Here is a 13,475-nt window from a genome sequence, read left to right on the forward strand (position 1 = left end):
TCTGGAGAAGAGACCGGGCTCACCGGATGCGACCGACACGCGCGCTGCAAAAGTTCGGGAGAATTTGCGAACGCGGACGCGGCACTGTTTTTTTCACAGCCGCGTCACACAGCGCGGCTAGCCCAGCAGCACGATGCCGGCGGGCAGCGACGTGAGCTTCGCGCCGTAGCTCGCGGCGATCAGCGTCTCGACGCGCGAGAGCTCGTCCAGCCGCAGCCGCGCCTGCACCTTGCGGCGGCCGAGTTCGGCGCGCGTGACGATGAGGCGGCCCGGGCGGTAGCGGTTGATCTCGTCGACCACGGCCGCCAGCGGCGTGTCGTCGAACACCAGCACGCGCTCGCGCCAGGCGGCCACCGCCGCGAGGTCGGGCGCGCGCGCCACCTCGGCGTCGCGCCGGCCGCCGTAGCGGATCTGCTGCGCCTCGCCCGCCACCAGCACGCGCTCGCCGTCGCGCAGCTCGACCGAGCCCGCGAAGCAGGTCACGCACACCTCGCCGCCCGTGGCGCGCACGTTGAAGCGGCTGGCCGCCGCAGCCACGAGGCGCGCGCCGCCCACCGTCATGGTGAAGGGCGCGCGGCGCGCCGCGTCGAGCTGCACCTGCGCCTCCCCGCCGAGCATGTCGAGCACGGGCGGCCCGCCCTCGGCGCCGCGCGCGAGGTTGAGGCTGGTCTGCGTGTTCATCTCGACCACGGCCGCCGCATCGGCCAGCACCACGCGGCGCTGCTCGCCGGTGCCGGTGCGGTAGTCGGCCGTCATGTCGGACAGCGCGGGCCACAGGCCGGCCGGCGGGCGCACCACCACGAAGGCGGCGGCACCGGCCGCGAGCGCGGCGCCGAGGAACTGGCGGCGGCCGAACATCGGCGGACGCGACATGGCGATGGCCGCGCGCGGCGGTGTGTCCATCGCAGGCATGCGCCGTGCCACCGCTTCGGCGGCGGGCCGGGTCAGGTCCCACAGCCGCGTCGCCTCGGCCATCGCCTGCGCATGCTGCGGGCTGCGGGCACACCAGCGGCGGAAATCCTGCGCGTCGCCGGTGGTGGCGCGGCCGGAGGTCAGGCGCACGAGCCAGTCGTGCGCCTGCGTTTCCAGCGCGGCGCGTTCGCGGTCGGTCGGGGTGGGGGCGGCCATCATGTCTTTAGAAGGTGTGAATGGATCCGCCGTGGCCGAGCAGCCCGTCCAGGCACGTCCCATCAAGGCGCAAAGCGCAGCCATAGCCAGGGCTATGGCGAGCATTTGCAACGCGGAGGGGGCGTGTCTGGGCGGGATGAGCGGGCATGGCGGGTTCGTTCACACCTTCTCTGACTGTTTTCCGGCCCCGGGACCGAACCGCTGGATCACATCGCGCCCCAAACGACCCGCGCAATGCACCAGCGCGGCCTTCACTTCGCGCTCGACGATGCGCACCGACACGCCGTAGCGCCGCGCCAGGTCGGCATGCGGCGTCTCGTCCACGCGCGAGGCGATGAAGATGTCGCGGCGGCGGCGCGGCAGCTCCTCGAGGGCGCGCTCCAGCGCCTGCACCTCGCTGCGCGCCTCCGAGACGCGGGCCGGGTCGTGGCTGTCGTCCGAAAAGTGCAGCAGCTCCTCGACCTCCACGAAGTCGAGCAGCCGCCCGTGGGAGATGCGCCGGTCTTCCGCCACGTTCGACGCGATGCGCAGCAGGTAGGCCATGGGGCTTTGCACCGGGCCGGGGTCGCTCATGCGCTGCACGCGCAGCCAGGTCTCGTGCAGCACGTCGTCGGCCTGCTCTTCCGAGCCCAGGCGGCGGCGCAGGCGGTTGCGGAAGTCGATGTAGCGGCTGGTCAGCAGGCTGCGCAGGAAGCCGGGGGTGTCCTGTTCCACGGCGTGCTCAGGGAGAAACCGCTGCGTCGCAGACGTCGGGGCGGTCGCCGGTGCGCGGCAGCAGCAGCACCGTGAGCGGCTGGTCGGCCTCGCCTTCGGGCGGGCGCTCGAGCACCAGCGTGTTCATCGCGGCTTCGAGCGCGGCGTCGCGCTGCGCCAGGCCGGTGGAGCTGAGCAGCCGCGTGCGCCGCACATGGCCGCCGGCCCCGACCCACAGCTGCACGAGCGCGCGGTAGGTGCCCGGGCGCGCATGCGGCCAGCGGCACAGCGTGCGCTCCAGCGCCTGCTGCACCACGCGCGCGTCGCGCGGGGACATGGCGGGGACGGCGGGCGCGGCCGGCGTCGTCGCGGCCACGGGCGGCGGTGCCTCGGCCTCGACCAGCGTGAAGGTGCGCGCATCGGTGTGGCGCGCGGCCAGCCGCGTGCCGACGAGCAGGCGCTGCAGCGCCTCGCGCGGGGTGAACAGGCCGTGCAACGCGGCGGATTCGAGGCCGGCGGTGAGCTGCCCGTCGAAGAACACGGACTGCCCCGTCGCCTGCGCGTAGACCTGCACGGCGGTGGCCAACGGCTGGGCCGGCAGGTCGAAGGCGATGCGCCCCGCCGCATCGGGCGAAGGCGCAGGTTCGCCGGCATGCGACACGGCCGCGAGGGACAGAATTCCGAGGATCAGGGTCAAGACACACACCCACCGTGACCGAGCAACGCGAGACATGCCGGGTCCTGTGACGAAGGAGGAATCGCAGGCGCCGGGCCGGTGCCGCGTACTGCTTTGGTGCTCGGAATGCTAGTGACGCTTTGTGACAGCTTGAATGCATCGCAGCCACGGCCACGGTCCGAAGCGCCCCTGTCGCTGGCGACAATGCCCCCATGACGTTCGACCTCTTCGACGCCCCGCCGCGCGCCGCGCGCGAGCCGATCGGCCCGGCCGCCTTCGTGCTGCCGGGCTTTGCGCTGCCGCGCGCCGAGGCGCTGCTCGACGCCACCGACGACGTGGCGGCGCGCGCGCCGTTCCGCCATCTGGTCACGCCGGGCGGCTTCACCATGTCGGTCGCGCTCACCAACTGCGGCGCGCTCGGCTGGACCAGCGACCGGCGCGGCTACCGCTACAGCGCGGTCGACCCCGACAGCGGCGCGCCCTGGCCCGCGATGCCCGAGGCCTTTGCGCAGCTCGCGCGCGACGCGGCGGCGCTGGCCGGTTTCGACGGCTTTGCGCCCGACGCCTGCCTGGTCAACCGCTACCAGCCGGGCAGCCGGCTCTCGCTGCACCAGGACCGCGACGAGCGCGACCACGGCGCGCCGATCGTGTCGGTGTCGCTGGGCATGCCGGCGGTGTTCCAGTTCGGCGGGCTCGCGCGCGCCGACAAGACCGCCCGCATTCCGCTGGTGCACGGCGACGTGGTGGTGTGGGGCGGCGTGGACCGGCTGCGCTTTCATGGCGTGCTGCCGCTCAAGGACGCCCCGCATCCGCTGCAGGCACGGCTCGGCGCGCAGCGCATCAACCTCACCTTCCGCAAGGCGGGGTGAAGCGCGCATGACGGGTTCGACGACCTCCTCCACCGAATCCCCCGGCCGCGCGATCCGCGCGCTCTACGCCGCGCTGTGGCACTTCGCGGCCGGTGCGCGTGCGCAGCTGCTGGCCGCCACCGCGCTGCTCGCGAGCTCGCAGCTGATCCGCCTCACGCTGCCCTACCTCGCCGGCCAGGCCATCAACGCGCTGCAGCGCGGCGACCTGCCCGCGGCGGGCCGCTGGATCGCCACGCTCGCGGGGGTGTACGTCGGCGCGTGGGCGCTGCACGGACCGGGCCGCATCCTCGAGCGCAACGTGGGCCTGAAGGTGCGCGAGACGCTGGCCGACCAGCTCTATGCGCGCATCGCCGCCGCGCCGCTCGCCTGGCACGACAGCCACCACTCGGGCGAGCTGCAGCACCGCGTGCACCAGGCCAGCCGCGCGCTCGCCGACTTCGCGCAGAACCAGTTCATCTGGCTCACCAACGCCGTGAACTTCGTCGGGCCGCTGGTGGCGCTGGCGCTGCTGTCGCGCACCAGCGGCGTGACGGCGCTCGCGGGCTATGTGCTGATCGGCGTGGTGATCGTGCGCATCGACCGCGCGCTCATGAAGCTCGCGCGCGCCGAGAACGACGCCGACCGGCGCTACGTGGCCGCGCTGCTCGACTTCCTGGGCAACGCCTCCACGGTGATCGGCCTGCGGCTGCAGGGCGCGTCGCGCCTGTTGCTGCGCCGTCGCATGGCGGCCGTGTCGCTGCCGCTGAAGCGCACCGTGGTGCTCAACGAGGGCAAGTGGTTCGCGGTCGACCTGATGGGGCTGGCGCTGACCTGGGGCCTGGTCGTCATCTATGTGTGGCAGGCGCGCGCGCCGGGCCAGGCCGTGATGCTGGGCGCGGTGTTCATGATCTACCAGTACGCGCAGCAGGCGGCGGGCGTGGTCACCTCGGTGGCGGCCAACTTCAGTTTCTTTGCGCGCATGCACACCGACTACAGCAGCGCCGAGCCGATCTGGCATGCGCCGACGAGCCCCACGCTCGAGGCCCCGCCCGAGGAGGTACCGGCGCATGAACGCATCGACGCGCAGGCGCCGTGGACGCAGCTGCAGGTCGCGCAGCTGCAATGGCGCTACGCCCCGCGCGGTGCCGTCGCGGACGACCCGGCCGCGCCCACGCGCAGCGGCCTGCACGACGTGGCGCTTACGCTGCGCCGGGGCCAGCGCGTGGCGCTGGTGGGCCCCAGCGGCGGCGGCAAGAGCACGCTGCTGCGCGTGCTGGCCGGCCTGTATGCGCCGCACGGCGGCACGCTCTCGCTCGACGGTGAGCCCACCGACTGGGCCCGGCTGCGCCAGCTCGCCACGCTGATCCCGCAGGAGACCGAGCTGTTCGAGGCCAGCGTGCGCGAGAACCTGGCCTTCGGGCGTCCCTGCGACGACGCGCGCCTGCGCGCCGCGCTGCACACGAGCACCTTCGACGAGGTGCTGCAGGCCACGCACGGCGACCTCGACAGCGCGATCTCGGAACGCGGCTTCAACCTGTCGGGCGGCCAGCGCCAGCGGCTGTGCCTGGCGCGCGGCGTGCTCGCCGCCGAAGGCAGTTCGCTGCTGCTGCTCGACGAGCCGACCAGCGCGCTCGACGCTGCCACCGAGGCGCGCGTGCTCGGGCGCATCGCGGCGGCGTTCCCGCAGGCCTGCGTGATCGCGTCGGTGCACCGGCTGAGCCTGCTCGAGCGCTTCGACACCGTGATCCTCATGGAAGCCGGCCATGTGCGCGACCACGGCCCGCGCGACGAGGTGATGGCGCGCCAGCCCATGCTTCAGGAGGCAGCGTCCGGTCACAAGCAGTAGGAACCCTCCTGCGCCAGAACGCGGCGTTCACACCCGCCGCGCTGGCATGCCTTCTGCAACAGTATCGACATCCATTTGTTCACGCTTGGTCCTGCGCGGTCCCTTTTTGCGCCTCGGCTGCGTTCCAATCACATGGTTCTTCATTCCGCGAGCGTTTCCCGCCCCATGCGTTCCTCCCGCGCCACCCTTCCGCTCGCCCTGCTCGGTGCCCTGCTGGGCCTGTCCGCCTGCACCACCGGCACCACCGCCGAACAGCGCCAGGCCGCCGCCAGCAAGCCGCCGCCCACCGACTGCATGGCCTGGGTCGGCGCCGACCGCAACGCGCGGGTGGGTGGCTACCTGCTGCCGCAGGCCGGCACCGCGGTGAACGCCGGCGGCCCGCGCGTGTGCGTGCCCGTGCTCATGAGCGCCTACCCCGTGCCCACCAACTATGCGGGCGGCGACTACCACGTGGGCGCGTTCACCGACGACCAGCTCAAGGCGCGCTGGCGCACCTGCAAGGCCGAACCGGCCTGCTTCGAGCGCGTGAACGCGCAGATGCAGCGCTGGCTGCCGCCCAACAAGGCGCGCGCCACGCGCGTGACGGGCGCGGTCGATCCGGCCGGGCGCATCGATGCCGACAGCCCGACGGTCGATCTGAAGCAGATCCGCCGCCCCGCCTTCTTCGCGAAGGCGCCCTACCGCGAAGGCATTGCCGAGGCCGACGCGCGCACCCACATCGTCGAGTTCACCGTGCCGCGCGACACCTTCGAGCGGCTCGACCTGAAGCTCGCCGACCCGATCAAGCTGCGCGGCTGGTACCTCGAAGGCGCGGGCGTGGACGACGGGCGCGGCCGCAAGGTGCGTGCCCTCGCGGTCATGGCGGCGGGCGGCGGCGGGCAGCTCACGGCCCTCCAGCACCCGGACGAAGTGGCCTACCGCATCGAGGGCGCCAGCGGCAAGGCCGTGCCGGTGTCCTTCCCCAACGGCACCACCGAGGCCATGGGCCAGCGCTGGTGGCGCGAGAACCTGCACGCGCTGAACCAGGCCGGCTTCGACGTGCTGGCCTACGACCGGCGCGGCGAAGGCCTGTCGGGCGGCGTGAGCGACACCAACACGCTGGAGCAAGGCGAGGACGTGTTCCGCGTGCTCGCCCAGCTCGAGCACGGCCAGGGCCTGCGGCTGCTCACACCTTCGGGCCAGCTGCTCGAAGGCAATGCCGCGCGCGGCCGGCTGCTGGCGGGCCAGAAGGCCAGCGAGATTCCGCTGGTGCTGGGCGGTTACTCGCGCGGCTCGATGTCGACCGCCTGGGCCCTCACGCGCAACTACGTGGCCGCCTGCAGCTTCGACATGCCCGTGCCCAACTGCACGCCGGCGCGCGGCTGGCGCAACATCCGCGGGGCGATCCTGCTGTCGTCGTTCGCCAGCGGCGCGGGCTACCTGCCCGACGCGCCCGACCTGGCCGACCGCAACCTGTTCCTGGGCGGCATGGCGGCGGACCACCACATCCTCTTCTATCCGAACTCCGCCACGCTCGCGGGCATGGACCGCTGGCCCGCGGCCTTCTTCGGCAAGGGCCTGTGGGACCGCGCCGAATCGCTCGAAGGCACCGTGGCCGCCTACAACCGCATCCGCGGCGTGAAGGAGATCGTGCTGTCGCGCGGCCCGCATGCCATCGAGACCTGGCCCGAGTCCGAGCGCCGCTACCTGCGCGAGCGCATGGTGGCCTACGCGAAGGTGGTGATCGTCGGCGGGCGCACGGTGCCGGGCGCGCGGCCGTGGAAAGACTTCAAGTCGCTGGTCGCCACCACGCCCGATGTGTGGGAGCCCTCGTCGCGCCCGGGCACCGGACCCGGACGACAGCCCTGAGATCGACAGGCCATCGCCACAATGGCGGCCATGGACCTGCTCAAGACCCTCGGCCTCTTCATCGCGACCGCGCTCGCGGAAATCGTCGGCTGCTACCTGCCCTACCTGTGGCTCAAGCAAGGCCAGTCGGCCTGGCTGCTGCTGCCTGCCGCGCTGAGCCTGGCGCTCTTCGCGTGGCTGCTCTCGCTGCACCCGACCGCCGCGGGCCGCGTGTATGCGGCCTACGGCGGGGTCTACATCGGCGTCGCCATCCTGTGGCTCTGGGCCGTGGACAAGGTGACGCCCTCGGCCAGCGACTGGGTCGGCGTGGCCGTGTGCTTCGTCGGCATGGGCATCATCATGTTCGGGCCTCGCAGCGCAGCTTGAGGCGCGTGACCACGATGAACCTGCGCGACTGGGCGCGCCGCATCAAGCGCGACGCCGTCACCCTCTGGTTCGCCTGCCGCGACCCGGCTACGCCGTGGCTGCCGAAGGCGCTGTGCTGGTTCACCGTGGCCTACGCGCTCAGCCCCATCGACCTGATTCCCGACTTCATTCCCGTGCTCGGCTACCTCGACGACGTGCTGCTGCTGCCGGCGCTGATCTGGCTCGCGGTGCGCCTGCTGCCGCCCGAGGTCATCGTGCGCAGCCGCGTGCGGGCCGAGGAATGGATGGCGCGCACGGGCAGCAAGCCGACGAGCAAGGCCGGCATGGCGCTGGTCATCGGCATCTGGGTGCTGGTTGCGGCCGGATTGGCCTGGTGGCTCTGGCCACGCTGACGACAATCCGCTGGAAGTTCATCCTCTTCACAAGGAGCCGACGTGTTTTCCCATGTCTTCTTCAGCGTCTCCGATTTCGACCGCGCGCTGGCCTTCTACGACGCGGTGATGGACGGCCTCGGCCTGGAGCGCCGCTTCTGCGAGCCGGAGAAGCCCTGGGCGGGCTGGCACAGCGCGGGGCGCGCGCGGCCCTTCTTCGTGATCTGCCAACCCCACGACGGCCGGCCGCACGACGCGGGCAACGGCCAGATGGCGGCGTTCACTGCCGGCACGCGGGCGATGGTCGACGCGGTGCACCGCATCGCGCTCGCGCACGGCGGCACCTGCGAAGGCCCGCCGGGGCTGCGCACGCACTACCACCCCGACTACTACGGCGCGTACTTCCGCGACCCGGACGGCAACAAGCTGTGCGTCGTGTGCCACGACGCGGCGGGCTGAGCTTCTAGCTCGCGCGACTGCGCGAACTCTTGCGCGGGCTCTCGGTGCGCGCCACGCGCGCGGCCTCGGCGGCGGCGTTCACCTGCTCGATCCACAGCAGCGCATCGACGTGCGCCATGAAGCGCTGCAGGTACTGCGGCGACAGGTCGCGCATCAGCGTGAGCGCGCGCTGCACCAGGTGGTGCGTGTTGAGCGGGCCGGCGTTCTTCGGCACCTTGGCGAGCGACTGCGTCACGCGCTGGTCGGCGGCGAGCCTGGACCAGGTGCCGCGGAAGTAGCTCAGCGTCTTGAGCTCGGGCGCCGTGGACAGGCTGGGCACGGTGTCTCCGTCGGTCGCCTCCGCGTCGGGCGGCGGTGGCAGCGGCGCGAGCTGGGCGATGTGATTCATCAGCTCGGCGAGCGCGGTGTGCAACGGCGCCTCGGCCGGCGCTTCGGCCTCGGGTGCGACCTTCTCCAGATCGGCGCGGTAGGTCGTCATGAGGCTGACCAGCCGCGCATCGAGCAGGCGCCGCGCCTCGCCCTCGTGCGCCGCCGCGCGCTGCGCCATCGCCTCGATGAAGCGGAAGCGCACCGGGTCGAAGCGGTCGTCGCCACGCGCGCGCCAGGCGTCGAGCGCCGCGATCGCGTCGACCTGATCGTCCGGTGCGGCGTCGTTACTCACGGGGCTTCGCAGCGTCGGGGGCGTTCTTGGGCCGGGGCGTCGGCGCCATCTCCACGCGCCGGTTCTTCGCGCGGCCTTCGGCATCGCCGTTCGAGGCCACGGCCTGCTCCGCACCGAACGCGGCGGCGAACACCGACGACGAGGGCACGCCCTCTTCGATCAGCGCGCGCGTCACGGTGAGCGCGCGCTGGGCCGACAGCTCCCAGTTGTCGGCGAACAGGCGTGCGCCCTCGCGCATCTGCCGGTCGTCGGTGAAGCCGCTCACCATCAGGATCTCGTCGCGCGCCTTCAGGTAGGCGCCCAGCGGGCCGGCCAGGCTTTTCAGTAGTTGCCGGCCGCCGGGTTGCAGGTCGGCGGAGTTGAAGGCGAACAGCACGCTGCCGCTGATGCCGATGCGGCCGTTGTTGAGCGTCACGCGGCCCGCGGCGAGCGGCCCGGCCAGCGCCTGCTCGAGCGCCTCGCGGCGCTGCGATTCGGCGCGGCGTTGCTGCACCTCGGTTTCAAGGCGGCTCGCCAGGTCCAGCTGCATGCCGAGCACGCACACCAGGATCAGCACGAACGCGCCCAACATGCCCGCCATCAGGTCGCCGAACACCGCCCACACGGGGACGGTCGGCTCCAGGCCGGCGTCGAGGTCGATCTCGTCGCGCACCATTTCAGGCCTCGCTGCCTGCGGTCTGGCGGCTGGCGAACTGCTGCAGGTCTTCGACGATCTGCTTTTGCGACATGATGCTCAGGTCGATCACCTCGCGCGCCTGCGCCACGTAGTAGGCCAGCTGCTCGTCGCTGCGCGCCAGCGACTTGCCCAGCGCGCCTTCGATGCGCTGCAGGTGCGCCACCAGCTTGTCGTTCGATTCGCCGAAGCGCTGCACGGCGAAGCCGAAGGCCTCGCCCAGGCTCGCCACCTCGACCGCGCCACCGGTGATCTGCGCGGCGATGCCGGCCATCTTCTCGGTCTCGCTCTCGACCTTCTCGGTGAAGCGGCTGCCCACGCGCTCCATCATGTCGGCCGAGGCCGTGACGAGCGCGTCGATGGCGCTGCGCTGCTCGGTCGAGGCATGGTTCACCGCACCGAGCAAAGTTTCGAGCGTGCCGAGGATGCGGCTGCGCTCTTCGAGCATGTCGTTGTCGCGCGCCATGCCGTCGGACAGCTTCTGGCGCAGCTCGGCGATCACGTCGGCCGCGGCCTTCGGTGCCTCGGCGGCCACCTGCAGCAGCTGCGCGACTTCGGCCACGGTCTGCTTGGCATTGGCCTCGGCCTGCGCCGACATGTCGCGCACGGTCTGCGCCAGCGTCTCGCTCATCTGCTGCTGCTGGTTCAGGCTGTGCGCGCCGGCCTGCTGCCATTCCTTCTGCAGCGAGGCGGCCATGGTCTCGAGCGAGCCGCTCCAGGCCGCGAGGCGCTGCGCGTCGCGCGTGGCGAGCTCGGTCTGCAGGTTGGCGTGCGCCTCGCGCACGGTGTCGAGCAGCGAGGCGGCGGCGCGGGGTGCGTCCGACGCGGCCTGCAGCAGCTGCGCGACTTCGGCGACGGTCTGCTTGGCATGTGCCTCGGCCTGCGCCGACACGTCGCGCGCGGCCTGCGCCAGCGTGTCGCTCAGCTGCTGTTGCTGGCTCAGCGTGTGCGCGCCGGCCTGCTGCCATTCCTTCTGCAGCGAGGCGGCCATGGTTTCGAGCGACTGGCTCCAGGCCGACAGGCGCTGCGCATCGCGCGCCGCCAGTTCGGTCTGCAGGCTGGTGTGGGCCTCGCCCACGGTGCGCAGCAGCGCCACCGAATGCTGTTCGAAGGTGGCGGCAGCGGCGGCGAGCGCCTGGTGCGAATCGCCCGACAGTTTTTCGCTGACGCGCTGGTGCTGCGCGAGCGCGCTGCCCCAGGTGTCGGACACGCTGCCCACGGTGCTTTCGAGGCGGGCCGACACGCCGTCGACCAGTGCGGCCGAGCGCTGCTCGAAGGTTTCGGCAAAGCGTTCGAGCGTGCCGCGCAGGTCGCTCGACAGCGCCCTGCTCGCGCGCTCGTGCTCGGCCAGCGCGGCCTTCCAGGTGTCGGCCACGCCGGCGGTCGAGGCCTCGAAGCGGCCCGTGAGGCCTTCGAGCTGCCGTTCGACGGCCTGCGCCATGCCGCCCTGCAGCGAGGCCGCTTCGCGCGCGATGCCGAGCATGGCCGCCTCGACCACGGGCTGGATCGTTGCGCCGGCGATGCGGGCGGTGTCGGTGAGGCTGTCCTTGAGCGAGCGATCGACCGAGGCGGCCAGGCCGCTGTAGGCGGTTTCGGCCTTCTGGTGGAAGCTGTCCTGGCTGGCGACGAGGCGCTCGTTCTGTGCCTGGCCCTGGCGCTCCAGCGCGGCCATCATCGTCTGCAACTGGCCGACCAGTTCGGGCATCACCTTCGCCACGGGCTGGATGGTTTCACCGGCGATGCGGGCGCTGTCGGCCAGGCTGTCTTTCAGCGAGCGGTCGACCGAGGCGGCGAGCCCCGTGTAGGCGGCTTCGGTCTTCTGGTGGAAGGTGTCCTGGCTGGCCACGAGGCGTTCGTTGATCGACTGGCTCTGGCGGTCCATCGCGGCCACCATGGCCTGCAGCTGGTCGACCAGCGCGGGCATCGCATGCGCCTGCTGTTGCATCAGCTTGAACGACTCTTCGCGGCGGTGCGCCAGCGAATGGCCGCGCAGCGACGTGGCGATGAGCGTGTCGAGCGACTGCCCGGCCAGCAGGCGTTCGCGCCGGCACAGCGCCGAGGCCAGGCCCAGCATGGCCGATGCGGCCACGCCCGCCACCGAGGTGCCGAAGGCCAGGCCCAGGCCGCGCACGGGCGCCGACAGCGAGTTGCGGATGGCCTGCACGTCGGTCGCGCTTTCGAGCGCCAGCCCGGTGCCGTTGAGCGTGACCACCATGCCCAGGAACGTGCCCAGCATGCCCAGCAGCACCAGCAGGCCCGCCAGGTACGGCGTGAGCGCCGGACCCGGCAGGCCGACGCGCTCGCCTTCGATGCGCAGGCGCACCGCGTTGCGCAGCGAGGGATGCAGGCCGGCGAGCCAGTCGCCGAGGCTTGTCGGCGGCACCGACAAGTCGTTCACCGCGCCCGACAGCGTGCCGGTGGCCTGGTGGAAGCGGTGCAGCTCCAGCGCGCCCATCAGGTAGAACGCGCCGATCAGCGCCGTGATCACCAGGGCCAGCGGGTTGTGGCCGACATAGCTGGCACCGACCCAGCACACGACGGCCAGGCCCACGAGGAAGACGGGGTAATGGAAAAATCTGTTCATGGAAGCTTGTTGTCTCTTATGGGGCTAGCGATCGCGAAGGGCTTCTAGCAGGCCTTCGACCGGTTGCATGCGAATGTCCAGCTCGGCCCGCAGCACGCTTTGCATGTCGCGGCCGAACACGTCCAGCCAGCCGGCGGCGGTCGCTGGCGGCTGGGGGTTGTCGGGATTGGCGTCCTGCGCGGCCTGATGGGCCTCACGCAAACGCTTGAAATGTTTCTCCAGCAGCGTGGGCACGCTCGCCAGCAGGCTGCGTTCTCGCGCGCCCACCACCTGTTCCAGGATGGCGTCCACCGCGGCCAGCCGGGCCAGCTCGGGCGAGCGGGTGGCGAGCCGGGCCCGCAGGCGCGCGCGCAGCGGTTCGATGGCTGTTTCCATGGCCTGCTGCCGCGCGAAGTAGCGGCGGCGGTACGGCGGAAAGTCGTCGTTCGCGCCGGGCAGCACCGAGGCCACGCCGCCGTCTGCATTGCCCTTGGCCAGCGCGGCCTTCAGGCGCGCGCACTCCTGCGCCTCCTCGGCGCCCTCGGACGCCCGGACGCCGGACACGGCGACGCCCAGATCGGAATCCAAAGCTGCAGACAAGGAGATGGCGTCGGTCCAACTGAACCACTGACTCAAACGATCCGCGAGGGCTTGCCTGGATTCGGGAACGTCGATGTCGCTCAATTGAGCGAGCAAGCGAGTGAGCGCCGAGCCGGTGAAGCCTGTGCGCCGTGACACTTGCACCATACCGCGAGAGAGGGAGAAAACCGGGCAGTTTACACCGGTCAACTGGCGGCTTTCCCTCTGTGAACTGGTGCACACGAAGCGCGGGAGAAGTGAAACGGGGTGTGACAGGAGCCGAAGAAATCCGGGCCTTCCCGCCACGTTCCTTCTGCCTTTTTTTGGGCGGTCTATGAGCGATTTGAGCTGGCCGCGGTCGGGCTCGACGGGGGCCTTGCGATCGAGGGTGATGTCGATCCATCCGCCGGATGACGCGAGGCATACCCCGTCATCTGCTCGAGTTGCTTTTGTCGTTCGGCAATCGCCAGCTCCCGCGCCCGGGGTCCGTATCGGCCAACCGAAAAAGCCTTGCTGACCGATTTCTCCGGGCTGACTCTGGTCATCGCGATCCACATCGGATTCTTCCCGCCCGGCTCCTCCCGAAAATACACCCCCGCCACACCACTCTTGTTGTCGCGCCGCACGCGCTGGGCGATCTCGCGCTTCAGCACCGGCAAGTGTTCGCGCACGAATTGATCTCGATGCTGTTGATTTCCATCTAGAAGTGACCCAGTTGGCGGTGTGATTTCCATCTAAATCTGACCCACGTGATAACCCTAACC

General features: G+C 71.3%; 14 protein-coding genes. 6 read left to right on the forward strand and 8 right to left on the reverse strand.

What is annotated here, in order from left to right; genetic code table 11:
* Window positions 1-117: 117 nt before the first annotated feature.
* From AC07Y4_RS15095 to AC07Y4_RS15105, 3 genes are all read right to left on the reverse strand, one after another.
* Window positions 118-1,128, reverse strand: a complete 1,011-nt coding sequence (locus AC07Y4_RS15095) for a FecR family protein (RefSeq protein WP_495274802.1) — start codon at window positions 1,126-1,128, stop codon at window positions 118-120.
* Window positions 1,129-1,287: 159 nt separating this feature from the next.
* The gene (locus AC07Y4_RS15100) at window positions 1,288-1,842 is read right to left on the reverse strand and encodes an RNA polymerase sigma factor (protein ID WP_062482809.1); all 555 of its coding nucleotides are present in this window, start codon (window positions 1,840-1,842) and stop codon (window positions 1,288-1,290) included.
* A 7-nt stretch (window positions 1,843-1,849) separates the two neighbouring features.
* The gene (locus tag AC07Y4_RS15105; RefSeq protein WP_495274803.1) at window positions 1,850-2,518 is read right to left on the reverse strand and encodes an STN domain-containing protein; all 669 of its coding nucleotides are present in this window, start codon (window positions 2,516-2,518) and stop codon (window positions 1,850-1,852) included.
* Between the two features lie 191 nt (window positions 2,519-2,709).
* Here AC07Y4_RS15105 and alkB point away from each other — a divergent pair, with 191 nt between their 5' ends.
* The 6 genes from alkB (at window position 2,710) to AC07Y4_RS15135 (ending at window position 8,235) form a co-directional block, all read left to right on the forward strand.
* The gene (gene alkB / locus AC07Y4_RS15110; protein WP_495274804.1) at window positions 2,710-3,366 is read left to right on the forward strand and encodes a DNA oxidative demethylase AlkB; all 657 of its coding nucleotides are present in this window, start codon (window positions 2,710-2,712) and stop codon (window positions 3,364-3,366) included.
* A 7-nt stretch (window positions 3,367-3,373) separates the two neighbouring features.
* Window positions 3,374-5,191 (forward strand): ABC transporter ATP-binding protein, encoded by a 1,818-nt coding sequence (locus tag AC07Y4_RS15115; protein ID WP_495274805.1) that lies wholly within the window; start codon window positions 3,374-3,376, stop codon window positions 5,189-5,191.
* Between the two features lie 165 nt (window positions 5,192-5,356).
* A complete protein-coding gene (locus AC07Y4_RS15120; protein WP_495274806.1) occupies window positions 5,357-7,039 on the forward strand; it encodes an alpha/beta hydrolase in 1,683 nt (560 codons plus the stop codon).
* Window positions 7,040-7,069: 30 nt separating this feature from the next.
* On the forward strand, window positions 7,070-7,405 hold the full coding sequence (locus tag AC07Y4_RS15125; RefSeq protein ID WP_062474197.1) for a YnfA family protein: 336 nt from the start codon (window positions 7,070-7,072) through the stop codon (window positions 7,403-7,405).
* 14 nt (window positions 7,406-7,419) lie between these two features.
* Window positions 7,420-7,797 (forward strand): YkvA family protein, encoded by a 378-nt coding sequence (locus AC07Y4_RS15130; protein ID WP_070061148.1) that lies wholly within the window; start codon window positions 7,420-7,422, stop codon window positions 7,795-7,797.
* Window positions 7,798-7,839: 42 nt separating this feature from the next.
* Window positions 7,840-8,235, forward strand: coding sequence for a VOC family protein (locus AC07Y4_RS15135; protein ID WP_495263510.1), 396 nt, complete (start codon window positions 7,840-7,842; stop codon window positions 8,233-8,235).
* Between the two features lie 4 nt (window positions 8,236-8,239).
* Here AC07Y4_RS15135 and AC07Y4_RS15140 read toward each other — a convergent pair whose 3' ends face one another.
* The 5 genes from AC07Y4_RS15140 to AC07Y4_RS15160 all read right to left on the reverse strand — a co-directional run bounded on the left by AC07Y4_RS15140 (window position 8,240) and on the right by AC07Y4_RS15160 (window position 13,382).
* On the reverse strand, window positions 8,240-8,896 hold the full coding sequence (locus AC07Y4_RS15140; protein WP_495274807.1) for a DUF2894 domain-containing protein: 657 nt from the start codon (window positions 8,894-8,896) through the stop codon (window positions 8,240-8,242).
* Window positions 8,889-9,551, reverse strand: a complete 663-nt coding sequence (locus AC07Y4_RS15145) for an OmpA family protein (RefSeq protein WP_495263508.1) — start codon at window positions 9,549-9,551, stop codon at window positions 8,889-8,891. Before AC07Y4_RS15145 ends, AC07Y4_RS15140 begins: the two co-directional genes overlap by 8 nt.
* Before the next feature lies 1 nt (window position 9,552).
* Window positions 9,553-12,153, reverse strand: coding sequence for a DUF802 domain-containing protein (locus AC07Y4_RS15150; RefSeq protein ID WP_495274808.1), 2,601 nt, complete (start codon window positions 12,151-12,153; stop codon window positions 9,553-9,555).
* A gap of 24 nt (window positions 12,154-12,177) precedes the next feature.
* On the reverse strand, window positions 12,178-12,879 hold the full coding sequence (locus tag AC07Y4_RS15155) for a DUF3348 domain-containing protein (protein WP_495274810.1): 702 nt from the start codon (window positions 12,877-12,879) through the stop codon (window positions 12,178-12,180).
* A 164-nt stretch (window positions 12,880-13,043) separates the two neighbouring features.
* Window positions 13,044-13,382, reverse strand: a complete 339-nt coding sequence (locus AC07Y4_RS15160; RefSeq protein WP_495274809.1) for a hypothetical protein — start codon at window positions 13,380-13,382, stop codon at window positions 13,044-13,046.
* Between the last annotated feature and the right edge of the window lie 93 nt (window positions 13,383-13,475).

It is taken from the genome of Variovorax sp. GW460-12-1-14-LB1 (assembly GCF_059423605.1).